We start from the raw sequence: 14,047 nt of genomic DNA, 5'->3' as shown, positions 1-14,047 counted from the left end.
CGGCAGCAGCATTGCAAAATAGTTGATTTTACGTGACGGATGCTTATCATTTGCGCTCTTGTGCGTGATTAGCGCAGCCGCCGAAAATGATTGCTGGAGTTAAAAATCGTGGATATTCGCCTTTCTCGCCGCGTCAGCGCGGTGCGTCCTTCACCGACACTCGCCGTTACCGCCCGGGCACAGCAACTCCGTCGAGAAGGGAAAGACATAGTCAGTCTTGGCGCCGGCGAACCCGATTTCGATACGCCGGAATATATCAAGGAAGCCGCGATTCAGGCGATTCAGCGGGGCTTTACCAAATATACGGCGGTCGGTGGCACCCCCGAACTGAAAGCCGCCATCGTCGCCAAATTCGCCCGGGATAACCACCTGAACTATCAACCCCATGAGGTGCTGGTCTCGGTCGGCGGCAAACAGAGTTTTTTCAATCTTTGTCAGGCCTTGCTGGATAGTGGAGATGAGGTCATCATTCCCGCCCCTTATTGGGTATCTTATCCGGACATGGTCATCCTGGCCGAAGCCTGTCCGGTGATCATGGATACCAATGCTGCCCAGCACTTCAAAATCCTGCCTGAGCAACTGGAAGCCAGCATCACCGAGAACACCCGCTTGCTGGTCATCAACAGCCCTTCCAACCCTTCAGGCGTGACCTATAGCCGCAGCGAGCTGGAAGCGCTGGGAGAAGTGCTCCGCCGTCATCCCCGGATTCTGATTGCCAGTGATGACATGTATGAAAAAATCCTGTTTCAGAACGAGCCCTTTGTCAATATTGCCAACGCCTGCCCCGATCTGAAAGAGCGCTGCATCGTCATGAATGGCGTGTCCAAGGCCTACGCCATGACCGGCTGGCGGATTGGCTATTGCGCCGGACCCAGGGAACTCATCACCGCCATGGACACCGTGCAGTCCCAAAGCACCTCGAATCCCAGCTCCATCTCCCAGGTCGCCGCTCAGGTCGCTCTGGAAGGCGGAGATACGGCCATTCATGAAATGGTACACGCCTTCCGACGCCGCCATGATTACGTGTACGGACGCCTGAAAACTCTCCCCGGCGTTCAGGTGTTGCCCTCGGATGGCACCTTTTATAGCTTTCCCGGCTTTCATGAGCTGATGCAAGGCAAGGGAATACCGGACGACCTGGTGCTGGCCGAAGCACTGCTGGAGGCGGGAGTCGCCGTAGTGCCCGGTTCAGCCTTTGGAACGCCGGGTCACATTCGCCTCTCCTTTGCGACCAGCGACAAAAATCTGGAAATGGCCCTGGATCGCATCGAACGCTTCGTAAAAAACTAGGACGGACTGACGGTAATGGCCGCTGCGGCGCTGCGCGCCCTGCTCCGGGCTTCTTCCACATCTGCTCCTGAAGCGACCGCCACACCCAGACGCCGGAGCTTTTGGGCATGGGGTTTGCCAAAGAGGCGAATGTCACTTTCGGGCACGGTCAGGGCGGTTTCCAGGCCAGAGTAACAAGGCCCCCATCCCAGATTTTTACCACGAATCACCGCCGAGGCCGAGGCCCGCCGGAATCCTGGATCGACCGGCAAAGCGAGAATGGCCCGCAGGTGCAATTCAAATTCATTCTGGCGCTGGCTGGCCAGGGTGACCAGACCGGTATCATGGGGCCGGGGGGACAGCTCACTGAAAATCACGGTCTCGCCCTGCACAAAAAACTCCACCCCATACAATCCCAGACCGCCGAGATTATCCGTCACTCGCCGCGCCATGTTTTGCGCATCCTCCAGGGCCTTATGGGACATGGCCTGGGGTTGCCAGGATTCGACATAATCTCCCGCTTCCTGACGATGGCCGATGGGTGGGCAAAACACCGTACCAAAAGCCGAACGCACCGTCAGCACCGTGATTTCAAAATCAAAATCCACAAAGCCCTCGACAATGACTTTTTGCGCGCCCACCCGCCCGGCAGTTTGGGCTTCCTGCCAGGCCAGGGGCAATTCCGCTGCGCTGCGGGCCACCGATTGTCCCTTGCCGCTGGAGGACATGACCGGTTTGATCACACAAGGGAAACCCAGCCCGGCCGCAGCCGCTTCCAGCTCCGCGAGGCTCCCGGCAAAGCGATAAGGAGAAGTCGGCAGATCCAGCTGTTCTGCTGCCAGACGACGAATACCTTCACGGTCCATGGTCAGTTGCACGGCCCGGGCCGAAGGAATCACCCTGGCCATGCCGGAATTTTCAATCAGTTCCAGGGCGGAAGTGGCAATGGCTTCTATTTCCGGAACCAGGTAGTGGGGCTGTTCCCGTTTGACCAGCGCCAGAATCGCTTCGGGATCGGTCATATCCAGCACGTAGGCGCGATGGGCCACCTGCATGGCGGGTGCATCACCATAGCGATCCACAGCAATCGTCTCGACACCCAGACGTTGGGCGGCGATCAATACTTCTTTCCCCAACTCTCCTGCGCCCAACAGCATCAGCTTGGTCGCAGAAGCAGAACACGGCGTACCCAGTTTCATGCGGTTTTTCCTTATGCAATAAACAGCAGAACAAGTCTATACTTTAAGCATACCATTTTCCCGACAGACGCATATGCAAAGGAGTTGGACATGAGTAAACCTGGTATAGGCATGGTTGGTCTTGGTCGCATGGGCGCTAATATGGCGCGGCGTTTGCACCTGAAGGGCATGAATGTCACGGTTTATAATCGCCATACCCAAAAGGCCACGGATCTGGCCCAGGAAACAGGTATGCATGCTGCCGGCACCCTGGAAAAACTGGTCCAACAACTGCCTACCCCCCGGATCATCTGGTTGATGCTGCCGGCGGGCGATGCCACACAGGAACATATTGACCAGTTGCTGCCGCTCCTGAGCAAAGGAGACATTCTGGTCAACGGCGCCAATGCCCTGTATGAAGATTCCATGGCACAGTCCGCCAAAGTCGAAGCCGCTGGGATACATTATGTGGATGCTGGTGTTTCCGGTGGGGTTTGGGGATTGAAAGAAGGCTATGCCCTGATGGTGGGCGGCAGCCAGGAGGCTGTGGCCCAGGTGACGCCCTTCCTGAAAGCCCTGGCTCCCGGAGAAGATCAGGGTTGGTTGCACTGTGGACCGGTGGGCAGTGGGCATTTCGTCAAAATGGTCCACAATGGCATTGAGTACGGCATGATGCAGGCTCTGGCTGAAGGCTTCGCCATTCTGCAAGCCAAAAAGGAATTCAGTCTGGATCTCGCCGCAGTGGCGGAAATGTGGCGCTATGGCAGTGTCGTCCGCTCTTGGCTGCTGGATCTGACGGCGGACACCTTGCACAAGGATCAGGTTTTGGCCGATATTGCCCCCGTGGTGGCCGATTCCGGCGAAGGGCTCTGGACAGCACAGGCAGCATTGGCCATGAAAATCCCGGCACCGGTGATTACCCTGGCCCTGCAGATGCGCTGGGCCTCCCAGGGTAAGGACGACTATGCGGCCAAACTCTTGGCCATGATGCGGAACCAGTTCGGCGGCCATGCCGTACAAAAGGAGGTCTGAGTGGATAATCAGTGCATTTGCCAGTTTGTCATTTTTGGCGCCACCGGCGATCTGGCCAGCAAAAAACTCCTCCCAGCCCTCTATCATCTGGAATGCGCAGGCATGATGCCCAAGGAGATGCGCATTCTCGCCTTTGGTCGACGTCCCTGGGACGATCATGGCTGGCAGGAGTTTCTTCGCGAACAACTGGAAACCTATGCAACAAACTATCATCCCGAGCACTTCGAGGATTTCTGCCAGCACTTCAGCTATGTACGCGGGGAAATTCACGACAAGGCAGCCTACGAACAACTCCGCAAAGCCCTCACTCCAGAAGGGGCGGACAAACCGGCTGCCACCATATTTTATCTGGCTATCCGCCCTGCGGATTTTATTCCGGTAGTCCAGCAGCTCTCGGGTGCCGGATTCAATCAGGAAGGGGATTATCGCATTGTCATAGAAAAACCCTTCGGAGATGACCTGGAAAGTGCCATACGCCTGAATGAGCAACTGCATCGCCATTTTCGCGAGGAACAGATTTATCGCATTGACCACTATCTGGGCAAGGAAATCGTCCAGAACCTGATGGTGTATCGCTTTGCCAACCTGACCGTTGAGTCACTCTGGAACCGTAATTATATTGACCATGTGCAGATTACGGTGGCCGAAAAAGGCGGCATCGAAAGCCGCGCCGGCTATTATGACCAGGCTGGTGCATTGCGGGACATGCTCCAGAATCATCTGATGCAGATTCTGACCCTGGTGGCCATGGAACCTCCGCCCTCTCTGGAAGCGGATTCCCTGCGCGACGAGAAAGTCAAAGTCCTTCGCTCCATTCGTCCCATCCCCAAATCGGCGGTAACCGCCTATGCCATGCGTGCCCAATATGGCCCCGGAGTCGTGGATGGCCAGCATGTTCCTGGATATCAGGATGAAGCCGGCGTAGAAACCGACTCCGTGACGGAAACCTATGTGGCCGCAAAATTTTACATAGATAACTGGCGTTGGCGTGGTGTGCCTTTTTATCTGCGTACCGGCAAGCGCCTGGAAAGCAAAACATCCAGCGTCGCCATTCGTTTTCGCCATACCCCGCAACAGCTTTTTCGGGAAACCAGCATCGAAAAAATCGAACCCAACTGGATTCTGCTTTCCCTGGAACCGGAAAGCCTGAAAACCGAAATCCAGATCAAGGAGCCGGGTCTGGAAATGCGCGTCCGTCCGGTTCAGCTCAATGCCTCCTATCGCAAGGAGGGGGAACAGGAACTGGATGCCTATGAGGCATTGTTACTGGATGTCATGGAGGGCGATAAGGCCCTGTTTATTCGCTTTGACGAAGTGGAATGGGCTTGGCGGGTAGTGGATCCGATCATCAAGGCCTGGGGACGGGAGACGGATTACATCCTGACTTATCCCGCCGGTTCCTGGGGACCCGACGAAGCGACCCGCATCATGGACAAAGAAGATCAGTACTGGCGTAATCATATCTAGTCAGCACTGGGTGACAACCTCCCGGTCGGGGTTGTCGCCTTCTGAAAACAATAAAACACCCTTACAAATCAGCTTAAAAAGCTCTCTGCAGAAAAAACGTAGCCAAGCGTCTACAGCATCAACTGATCAGCCACTCACGGGAACCCTCATATTTTATTTATATCCTTTGTTTTTCATAATATTAAATAATATGGCACGATTCATGCTTTATAGTTGCAGTGGAGTACCCAATGATACTCAAGCAAGGAGCTACCATGAAAAACACGGAAAACACAATCATCCCCGAACGGGAAATTGCGCAACTCTCCGAAGTCATCAAGGCCATGTCCCATCCTTTGCGCTATAAAATCATCTGCCTATTGGGTCGTGGCGAAATGAGCATGCAGAATCTGGTGAAAGCCATCGATACCAGTCACAGCAATGCCTCCCAACATCTGGCCCTGCTGCAGGATTCGGGGCTGATTCTGGTCAGGAAAGCCGCCAGTCGGGTGTATTACCGGATCCGCGATCAACGCACCCTTCGCTTGCTGGAGATTAGTCATCGCGTCTTGGCCTGATGGCCTTCTCAGCAAATTGTTGCAAGGCGCGCCGCAGAAATTCCGCGGCACTTTCATTCAGGATTGCGGTACCCAAAAAGCGCCGCCACTCTCCGGCTCCTGCGGCGCCGAAGTAGAGTCCGTGCAAATGTCGGCTCAGTCGGGGGGCCGGTAGTGCTTTTCCCCAAGTCTCGGCATAAGCGATGAGGGCCTCCAGGATTTGTCCGCGCTCCGGTAATTGCACGCGCCTGCCCATGGCCATTTCCACTTCGGCCAGCAACAGGGGGTTATGGTAGGCAGCACGGCCAATCATCACCCCATCCACAGAGGGATATTGTTCGAGCACGGTTGCGGAGGTCTTGAAACCCCCATTGATTTCGATCTGCAAATGGGGGAAATCCTGTTTCAGATGGTGTACCCAATCCCAGCGCAAGGGTGGGGTTTCACGATTTTCTGCAGGATTCAATCCTTTCAACCAGGCATTGCGGGCATGGACAATGAAATGCCAACATCCCGACTGAGCTACCGTGTCCACGAATCGCTGCAAGGACGCATAATCTTCTTTCCGATCCAATCCCAGCCGATGCTTGATACTGACCGGCAAGCCGCTATCTGCCAGAGCAGCCATCAACTCGGCCACATGCTCGGGTATCGCCATGAGACAGGCACCAAAACGGCCTTTTTGTACGCGCGGCGAGGGGCAACCCACATTGAGATTGATGCCATCATATTGATATTCTCTGGCCAGCCAGGACACCCGACGCATGGCCTCAGGGTCATCCCCTCCCACCTGAAGAATCAGGGGATGCTCCGCCGCTGAATATTCCAGAAACCGTTGGGGATCGCGTCCGCGCAAAAGGGCGTTGGTGGTCAGCATTTCCGTATACAATACGCAAGAGGGACAGATCAGCCGCAAAAAATGCCGACAATGACGGTCCGTCCAGTCGAGCATGGGGGCTACGGATAGGATCTTCTCGCTCATTTCCATTGCATCACATCCCATCCTGTTGCAGGTGTACAGTTCCGGTATCCAGAAATTCCAGGAATGCCCGGATGGTGTGGGACTGATAGACGGGTTGGGGTCTGGCCATGTACAAGGTCCACTGTATGCCCTGGGGTGCGGGCAGGCGGCGCGCAACGACCCGCCAGTCTTTTCGGCAACGCAAGGCAGCGGCGGTCACAAAACCAATCCCCAGCCCGGCATCCACGGCGGCTCCCACAGCCTCGACCCCGGTGACCTCAATGGATTGCCGGGGTGTCAAACGGGCTTCTTGAAAGGCTTTCTCCACAGAGCGGCGAATTCCCGATCCGGGTTCGCGCCAGATCAGGGGATAAGCGATCAGATGTTCCAGCGATAGTTCCTCTTGCTGGAGGAGGATATGTCCTTCCGGGAAGATGGTCATGATTTCATCGCCTAACCAGGGAGTCACCGAATAGTAGGAAGGCAAGCCTTCCAGATCCAGACCACCCTCCAGAAAGTACAAATCCCAGTCAGACAGGGCAATACTGGACCAGTCGATAACGCCTCCCCGAAGCTGAAGTTCCACATCGGGAAATTGCCGTTGAAAAGACACCAGCCGTTCGGGCAAAAAGTAATTGGCCACCGTATTGGTGGCGACAATACGCAAAACACCGCTTTGCAGGCGTTGGCGGCGCAGCATGATGTCCTCGAATTCGTCGATCACATCGCGCATCCGCTGCGCCGTCGAGAGCAAGGCTTCGCCAGCGGGAGTCAATCGAATGCCGCGTCCGTGGCGCATGGTCAAAGGTTCTCCGACCATCTGACCCAGCTTCTGTAAACGCTCGGTGATGGCGGGCTGACTCCGGTGCAGTGTCCGTGCCGCCGCGCTGATGCCGCCACTTTTGGCCACGATGAGAAAAGTCAGCAGTAATTCCGTATCCATATATCGCCATACCCGATAGTTTGTATATACATAACCAATTTGATCTATGTATTCAGCCCCTGCATTATCGGCCCGTTTTGTGAACAAGCATAGAAGCTGATACCCAATGATGGCTTTACCTCATAACGTCCAGGCAGTTCCCCCTCTTGGCGCCAGCATGGTACTGCTGCTGAATCTGGTCATTGGACTGGGACATTTTCTGGTGCTCTTCAATACTGGCGCCTATCTGCCCATGATTCCCCATGTTGCGGGCAGTTTAGGGGTCAATCCCGATTTTGCCGACTGGACCCAGGCTGATTTTTTTCTGGCCATGGCCCTGGCTTTCCCCACTTCTCCCTGGCTCTTACATCGTTGGGGGGAAATGCGCGTCCTGATAGCGGCTTTTGTCATTTTCGCCATGGTTTCGGGCATATGCGCTGTTACTAGTCATTATGACGTATTTCTGACAGCGCGGATTATTCAGGGCTATGTGGGGGGATTGACCATTCCCGTTTCCTTGCAAATCATTCTGCGTCACTACCATCCTCAACGCCGCAATATTGGGCTGGGACTATGGGGAGTCGCTGCTCTCACGCCATTCACCCTCGGCCCGGTCATCGGCGGCTGGATTACCGATACCATTGGTTGGCGCTGGCTGTTTTATGTGAACATACCCATTGCCATGGGGGTCGCGATTATCAGCATGATCCTGCTTTTTGATCGTGAGATGGAACATCGTCATCCGCCGCTTGACTGGCGAGGTCTGATTTTCCTTCTGATCGCTCTGGCCGCCTGGGAATCCGCCCTGAATATCGGCGAAACCCTCAGTTGGTGGCGCTCTCAGACCATTATTTTTCTCGGCATTATCAGCCTCATCGGACTGCTGATGTTGGTCATCGTGGAATGGCACACTCCCCATCCCTTGCTGGACCTGCGCCTTCTGAAACGGCGCAATTTTCTGATGGGCAGTGTGGTGCTGTTTTTCACGGCCCTGTTTTTTCAGGGCAGCATAGCCATTTACGTGGTCGGCTTTCAGTTGCTGATGGGTTATAGCGCCTGGATGGTGGGTCTGTTGATATTACCCATGGCGATCTTCTCGAAAATCAGTTTCATGCTGACCCAACGATTGTTGAATCGTATGGATGCACGCATCCTCGCCATCATATCCTTATCGGGATTTTCAGCCGCCAGCTTTTGGGTCGCTTCCTATAATCATCCGGCGTCATTTACCGAGTTACTCTGGCCCCAGGCCTTTGTGGGCATTTTCCTGGGCAGCTTGTTTCCCTCCATCATTGCCATTGCCTTGTCGGGATTATCGGGACCGACCGAAATACGGGGGACGGTGCTCTTGAATGTATTCCGTCTCAGTGGACAGGCCATGGGCATTCCACTTTTCGCCACCTTATTTGACCGGCGCATGATTTTCCATGCGCATTTTCTGGCCGAAGGGCAAAGCAGCTTGGCGGATTTACCTACCTCCCTGATCGGCCATATGCGCACAGCGGAACTGCTGAAGCAGCATGCGGCCATGCTGGCCTTCAATGAAATCTTTTACATGGCCGCCTGGGGGTTTTTACTGGGCGCAGGTCTCATGCTGCTCAGCAAAGCTGTGGTTTATGGAGAACCGGATATTCGCCTGCGCCGTGCCATAGAAGAACTGGTCGATCTCTGATGCACAAAAGACTTTTCCTGTTGCTGTCCTGGCTATTACTCAGCGCCTGTGTGCGCCTGCCAGAACACCTGCCTGGCTCCCATCTCGCCCATGATACGCAAATCCGTCAAATATTGGCCCAAACTGTGGGACATGACGGCATTCATCCCGGTCCATGGCCCAGATCCAAATGGTGGGAAAGTGCGCAGTTGCCGGCGCTTAACCAGCTGATTCAGGCGGCGCTGCAGGATAATCCTTCGCTGCAGGTGGCCAGCGCCCGCATTCTCAGGGCAAAGTCCTTTGCTGCAGAACAACATGCCGCCCTCCTCCCACAATGGAATGCCAGTACATCCTTCACCCAGGAATATTTTTCTACACAAGGATTACATCTTCAGGCCAATGGCCAACATTTTAGCTATACCGAGATCAACCCACTTGAGCTACGTTATCACCTGGATTTATGGGGACGTGATAGTGATCAGGTCCGTGCGGCTTTAGGAAAAGTGCGGGTTCATCAGGCCGATTATGCCGAGGCAAAACTGCAACTAGAAACGCAACTGACCTGGCACTATTTTTTGCTGATCGGTATATCTCGACGTCTGAACCTGGCAAAGCATCTGGAAAGCCTGCAAAAATCCCTGCTCCAACTGGAAAATCAACGTTGGCATGACGGTCTGGCCGATGCACGTCCCGTTTTTGTGCAGGAAGAGCACTACGCAGAGGCACGACAAAGCATCGCCCAATTACAGGGCGATATCGCCCAACAACGCTATATATTGGCCGCCCTGGCCGGACACGGACCCGATTGGGGAGAACAAATCCAAATAGCTCCTCTACCAGAGCTGTCTCGTATGCCCATTCCCCACGACTTACCCTTGCGCCTCATTAGTCACCGCCCCGATATTGTCGCAGCCCGCTGGGAAATGGAAATCGCCGCCCAACAGATCAAAGCGGCTCGGGCGGCTTTTTATCCTGATGTGAATATCGCCCTGTTTGCGGGCTGGAACAGTATTGATCTGGGCGATTTATTCAGCCCCGGGAATCTGGCCCATGCCGTTGGCCCGGTTATCACTTTGCCGGTTTTTGAAGGCGGAAAATTACGCGCCCACCTCAAGGTGCAAAATGCGGTGTATATGGCTACCCAGGATCATTATCGCCATCGCATCCTCAGAGCCGTGCGGGAAATTGCCCGTTATTTGGCAATCTGGAAAAAAATTCATCGGCAAATGGGCGAACAAGCACAGATCATGAAAGCCACCAGACAAAACCGGAGGCTGGCTGAAGCGGCTTTTCGTGCGGGAACCAGCAATAAAATTGCCGTTTATCAAACCCTTATTCTGGAAATGACCATGCAAAGCCAAGACATTCTTTTGCAGACCCAAAATGCGCAATCCTGGGCATTACTCCATGGGGCGCTGGGAGGCGGATATGCGGCGAAAGGCAAGACTGAATGAGCACAGCGCAGCTTGCCTCGGAATCCGAACTGCATCCCATGGAAAAACGACGGCGCAGACTTTTAGTGGTGGTTGCCCTCATCATCATTCTGGCTGGCCTCATCGGAATCCTCTGGTGGTTTTTACGGGGGCAATACTGGATAGAAACCAACGATGCCTACGTTAATGGCAACATCAGCCCCGTAGACAGTTTATCGGCAGGCACTATCCAACAGGTGCTGGTAGAGAATACGGAATATGTGCACGCCGGCCAGATACTAGCAATTTTGCAAGGTAATCATTCCCGACTGGATATGGAAAAGGCGCAAGCCCATCTGGCAGCGACAGTAAGGCAAGTACGCCAGGATTTCGCGGAGGTCCATGCCCTTCAACAAAACATCCAGGCTAAAAATGCTATGCTGCGCAAACTCAAGATGGACTTAAGCCGCTATCAGCAATCTCTGCCCAGCGGTGCCATTTCCGTGATCCGCATTGAAAACACCTATAACGAAATCGCTGCCGCAAGCGCAGCCGTGGCAGAAGCCCAGGCCCGGCTGCAAGGTGCAGAAGCCTTGGTAGCGAGCACCACGGTATATGACAATCCTTTGGTGCAGCAGGCCGTCGCCGCATACGAAAAAGCTGACATCACCTGGCAACGTCACCTGATCCGCGCGCCCATATCGGGTTATCTCGCCCAACGCTCTGCCTATCCCGGTTTAAAGGTGAAAGATGGTCAGCGCCTGTTTTCCGTCGTGCCCTTGAATGATTTATGGGTAGTCGCCAATTTCAAGGAAACCGCCATGCGCCGTATCCACCCAGGGCAATCCGTACAATTGACCAGCTATTATTACGGAAGCGAGGTACATTTTCATGGCACCATACTGGGCCTGCTTCCCGGCGCTGGCAGTGCTTTCAGTATTTTGCCCCCCCAAAACGCTACCGGAAATTATATTCATATTGTTGAACGGGTACCGGTACGCATTGCCATTCCCCGTGCAGAACTGCGCAAATACCCGCTGCGTCCCGGTCTCTCCATGATTGCCGAGGTCCACTGGCAGTCTGGACATCCTCATTCTGTCCTGCAACCCCTGACAATCACTCCGAAACAGGGATACGAAACATCTATTTACCATGACGAAATGGAGCGCGCGCAAATATGCGCCAATCGTATTATCCAAAAAAACCTGTAGGGTGACCGGCATTTTCAAAATTGACCGAAATCAAGGAATACTCGCATGGCTACCTTTATGCTGCAGAACATAGCAAGTTTAGTACAGTCCATCCCATCTCAATCAAAAGGAGCAATTTGTCATGACCATCAATATTCAACTGATTCAATCCAGCGGGGCTGCCGTAAAAGATCTCGGTGTGCAGGTAGCTGAACACTTTTATGATTATATGTTCAGCCATTTCCCGGAAGTCCGGAAAATGTTTCCCGGAGACATGACGGAGCAGCGCATCCGCTTGTTTAATTCCGTCATTCTGATTGCGACCAGCATTGACAATCTGGAGGTACTGGTGCCTTATTTGAAAGACTTGGGAATCGCCCATATCAAATATGATACACGCCCGGAACATTATCCCATCGTCGGCAAAAGCCTGCTCAATACCCTGAAGCATTTTCTGGGAGCTGCCTGGACCCAGGAAATGGCGGAATCCTGGATCGAGGCCTACAATCTGGCTTCTACGGTATGTATTGAGGCGGCCTATGAAGCGATGGCACCTTCCCGCTTTGTGCCGGTAACCATTGACGACGTTCCTCCCGCTGTTTGATTTAACACAAAACGGTGCTTGGCCGAGATGCTTTTTACGGCTTTGGTCAACACCGTTTTTTTTCTGAAAAACGAGGTGAGGTAACTACATGGAATTTGAAATATGTCTGGAACCCTCCGGCATCTGTTTCATGGCCGATGAGAAACAGAATATTGTCGAAGCAGCCAAAGCCCATGATGTGGCCATTAAACATGGCTGTGCCAGTGGTTCCTGCGGGGATTGCAAGGGCACCATTCTGTCTGGCGATAGTGAGCAGGGACCATTTATGCCGTTGCTTTTGTCACCCGCAGAACGGGCTGCGGGCATGGGCATTTTATGCAAGCTTTACCCACGTAGTCCTATGCGCCTGCGCGCTGAAGTCATTTCCGAAAATATCTGGAATAGCCGCATTGTCAGCCTGACCAGACTGGCCTGGAATGTGCTGGAATTAACCTTAAAGCCGGAAAATGCCTATCCATACAGGACCGGGCAATATGCCCGTATGGCTGTTCCGGATCATCCGAATCAGTGGCGCTCTTATTCCATGGCTACACCGCCACAGGAACATGGAGAGCTGGTTTTTCATGTCCGTGAATTTCCGGGGGGGCTATTCAGTCAGTGGCTTTTTCACCAAGCCCAATGCGGTGACAGCATCACGCTCGGGCCCCCACAAGGAGACTTCGCCCTCCACCCGGAGCAGAACAGGCCTTTGCTTTGCATTGCCGCTGGAACCGGATTGGCTCCCATTGAAGCCATCATTCAGGAAAGTATTCTCCTGGGACAAAGCCGTCCTGTTCATCTGTTTTACGGAGCCAAAAAACAGGCGGATTTCTACCATCTCGATCAATTGCAGCAATGGGCTCAACAATACCCCCAAATTACCGTAACACCCACCATTTCCGACATGGGAGACAGGCACTGGACCGGAGCACGCCGACTGCTGCCCAGTGTGGCTGCCCGAGGACACTGGCAAGATCATGAAATCTACCTTTGCGGGAGCCCCGGCCTGATAGAAGCGGCCATTGATCTGCTGCTCTCCCATGGAGTGTCCCACGAACACATCCATTTTGATGCCTTTGCACCCAACGGTTAGTCATTCTGCGCTGCTTTGCCATATGGCAGTGATTATTAGCGGGCGGCCACCCAGCGTTCCAGGGCCTGCAGATCAGGAACCTGGAGCCTTCGCCCCTGCATTTCTATCAGTCCGGCTTTGCGCATTCGGGTCAGCAACCGCGATAAAGTTTCCGGCGTCAAACCCAAGCGTGCGGCGACCGCCGATTTTTTGGTCGGAAATTCAATAACGGCTGAGCCAGTAGCCAGCGGGCACAATTCCAGCAAATAGCTGACCAGTCGCTGTTCGGCGGATTCCACACTGAGATGACGCAGTTCCTTGACCAGAAAATGCAGACGCATACTCAGACGCGCCAACATCTGGCGCATCAACAGGGGTTTTTGCTCCAGAATTTCCAGAAACAGGGCAAGGGGAATTTCCAGAACCGTCGTACGCCCATCCGCAGCGGCCGTGACCGGATAACGTCCGCCCAGAAAAGCGACGGCTTCGGCAAACAGGTCATGCTGCTCAATGATTTCCACAATTTTTTCCTGTCCGGTGCTTGCCGCAGCAATCAGAAGGATACGACCGGAAAGTATCAGATAAAATGCACTGGCGGCTGCTTTCTCGACAAACAAAATCTCGCCAGAATCCAGGGTGACTTTTTGGCTTTGCCGCAGCAAGGTATGCAACAAGTCTTCCGGCCAGGCAGAAAAAAGCGAGGTTTCGCGCAAGATGGGGAATAAATTATCGGCAACGGCTTCCATAAAGGGGTTTTCTCATCGGAAAAAAGCA

General features: G+C 54.0%; 13 protein-coding genes. 9 read left to right on the top strand and 4 right to left on the bottom strand.

Features of this window, described 5'->3' with window-relative positions:
- Positions 1-108: 108 nt before the first annotated feature.
- The gene (locus tag ACJU26_RS05140) at positions 109-1,290 is read left to right on the top strand and encodes a pyridoxal phosphate-dependent aminotransferase (RefSeq protein ID WP_414041451.1); all 1,182 of its coding nucleotides are present in this window, start codon (positions 109-111) and stop codon (positions 1,288-1,290) included.
- On the opposite strand, the gene purT is transcribed toward ACJU26_RS05140, so the two are convergent.
- Positions 1,287-2,468, bottom strand: a complete 1,182-nt coding sequence (purT, locus tag ACJU26_RS05135; protein ID WP_414041450.1) for a formate-dependent phosphoribosylglycinamide formyltransferase — start codon at positions 2,466-2,468, stop codon at positions 1,287-1,289. The genes ACJU26_RS05140 and purT overlap by 4 nt on opposite strands.
- 90 nt (positions 2,469-2,558) lie before the next feature.
- On the opposite strand from purT, the gene gnd reads away from it, so the two are divergent.
- From gnd to ACJU26_RS05120, 3 genes are all read left to right on the top strand, one after another.
- A complete protein-coding gene (gnd, locus tag ACJU26_RS05130; protein ID WP_414041449.1) occupies positions 2,559-3,479 on the top strand; it encodes a phosphogluconate dehydrogenase (NAD(+)-dependent, decarboxylating) in 921 nt (306 codons plus the stop codon).
- Positions 3,480-4,946: a glucose-6-phosphate dehydrogenase gene (zwf, locus tag ACJU26_RS05125; RefSeq protein ID WP_414041448.1), complete on the top strand. Its 1,467-nt coding sequence runs from the start codon at positions 3,480-3,482 to the stop codon at positions 4,944-4,946. It begins immediately after the preceding gene.
- Between the two features lie 254 nt (positions 4,947-5,200).
- Positions 5,201-5,503 carry an ArsR/SmtB family transcription factor gene (locus tag ACJU26_RS05120; protein WP_414041447.1) on the top strand — a complete coding sequence of 101 codons (303 nt, stop codon included), beginning with the start codon at positions 5,201-5,203 and terminating at the stop codon, positions 5,501-5,503.
- On the opposite strand, the gene dusA is transcribed toward ACJU26_RS05120, so the two are convergent.
- Positions 5,481-6,464, bottom strand: coding sequence for a tRNA dihydrouridine(20/20a) synthase DusA (dusA, locus tag ACJU26_RS05115; RefSeq protein ID WP_414041446.1), 984 nt, complete (start codon positions 6,462-6,464; stop codon positions 5,481-5,483). The genes ACJU26_RS05120 and dusA overlap by 23 nt on opposite strands.
- A gap of 10 nt (positions 6,465-6,474) precedes the next feature.
- On the bottom strand, positions 6,475-7,386 hold the full coding sequence (locus ACJU26_RS05110; protein WP_414041445.1) for a LysR substrate-binding domain-containing protein: 912 nt from the start codon (positions 7,384-7,386) through the stop codon (positions 6,475-6,477).
- 106 nt (positions 7,387-7,492) lie between these two features.
- Here ACJU26_RS05110 and ACJU26_RS05105 point away from each other — a divergent pair, with 106 nt between their 5' ends.
- The 5 genes from ACJU26_RS05105 to ACJU26_RS05085 all read left to right on the top strand — a co-directional run bounded on the left by ACJU26_RS05105 (position 7,493) and on the right by ACJU26_RS05085 (position 13,294).
- A complete protein-coding gene (locus ACJU26_RS05105) occupies positions 7,493-9,037 on the top strand; it encodes a DHA2 family efflux MFS transporter permease subunit (protein ID WP_414041444.1) in 1,545 nt (514 codons plus the stop codon).
- On the top strand, positions 9,037-10,470 hold the full coding sequence (locus ACJU26_RS05100; protein WP_414041443.1) for an efflux transporter outer membrane subunit: 1,434 nt from the start codon (positions 9,037-9,039) through the stop codon (positions 10,468-10,470). Before ACJU26_RS05105 ends, ACJU26_RS05100 begins: the two co-directional genes overlap by 1 nt.
- Complete coding sequence (locus ACJU26_RS05095; RefSeq protein ID WP_414041442.1) at positions 10,467-11,639, top strand: efflux RND transporter periplasmic adaptor subunit; 1,173 nt, start codon at positions 10,467-10,469, stop codon at positions 11,637-11,639. The genes ACJU26_RS05100 and ACJU26_RS05095 overlap by 4 nt, the downstream gene beginning before the upstream one ends.
- Before the next feature lie 121 nt (positions 11,640-11,760).
- Positions 11,761-12,222 (top strand): globin domain-containing protein, encoded by a 462-nt coding sequence (locus ACJU26_RS05090; RefSeq protein WP_414041441.1) that lies wholly within the window; start codon positions 11,761-11,763, stop codon positions 12,220-12,222.
- An 88-nt stretch (positions 12,223-12,310) separates the two neighbouring features.
- Entirely contained in the window at positions 12,311-13,294 is a 984-nt protein-coding gene (locus ACJU26_RS05085; protein WP_414041440.1) for an FAD-binding oxidoreductase, read from the top strand.
- 35 nt (positions 13,295-13,329) lie between these two features.
- Here ACJU26_RS05085 and ACJU26_RS05080 read toward each other — a convergent pair whose 3' ends face one another.
- Positions 13,330-14,019, bottom strand: coding sequence for a Crp/Fnr family transcriptional regulator (locus ACJU26_RS05080; RefSeq protein ID WP_414041439.1), 690 nt, complete (start codon positions 14,017-14,019; stop codon positions 13,330-13,332).
- Positions 14,020-14,047 lie beyond the last annotated feature (28 nt).

It is taken from the genome of Acidithiobacillus sp. M4-SHS-6 (assembly GCF_047421495.1).
GTDB lineage: Bacteria > Pseudomonadota > Gammaproteobacteria > Acidithiobacillales > Acidithiobacillaceae > Acidithiobacillus.
Note: the sequence above shows the minus strand (reverse complement) of the source record. Positions and strands in the feature narration are given on the sequence as shown.

Excerpts from the sequence above, each read along its gene's own strand:
- ACJU26_RS05110 (WP_414041445.1), bottom strand. The coding sequence starts at position 7,386 with ATGGATACGGAATTACTGCTGACTTTTCTCATCGTGGCCAAAAGTGGC.
- purT (WP_414041450.1), bottom strand. The coding sequence starts at position 2,468 with ATGAAACTGGGTACGCCGTGTTCTGCTTCTGCGACCAAGCTGATGCTG.
- dusA (WP_414041446.1), bottom strand. The coding sequence starts at position 6,464 with ATGAGCGAGAAGATCCTATCCGTAGCCCCCATGCTCGACTGGACGGAC.
- ACJU26_RS05105 (WP_414041444.1), top strand. The coding sequence starts at position 7,493 with ATGATGGCTTTACCTCATAACGTCCAGGCAGTTCCCCCTCTTGGCGCC.
- ACJU26_RS05090 (WP_414041441.1), top strand. The coding sequence starts at position 11,761 with ATGACCATCAATATTCAACTGATTCAATCCAGCGGGGCTGCCGTAAAA.
- ACJU26_RS05095 (WP_414041442.1), top strand. The coding sequence starts at position 10,467 with ATGAGCACAGCGCAGCTTGCCTCGGAATCCGAACTGCATCCCATGGAA.
- ACJU26_RS05100 (WP_414041443.1), top strand. The coding sequence starts at position 9,037 with ATGCACAAAAGACTTTTCCTGTTGCTGTCCTGGCTATTACTCAGCGCC.
- ACJU26_RS05120 (WP_414041447.1), top strand. The coding sequence starts at position 5,201 with ATGAAAAACACGGAAAACACAATCATCCCCGAACGGGAAATTGCGCAA.
- gnd (WP_414041449.1), top strand. The coding sequence starts at position 2,559 with ATGAGTAAACCTGGTATAGGCATGGTTGGTCTTGGTCGCATGGGCGCT.
- ACJU26_RS05085 (WP_414041440.1), top strand. The coding sequence starts at position 12,311 with ATGGAATTTGAAATATGTCTGGAACCCTCCGGCATCTGTTTCATGGCC.
- ACJU26_RS05080 (WP_414041439.1), bottom strand. The coding sequence starts at position 14,019 with ATGGAAGCCGTTGCCGATAATTTATTCCCCATCTTGCGCGAAACCTCG.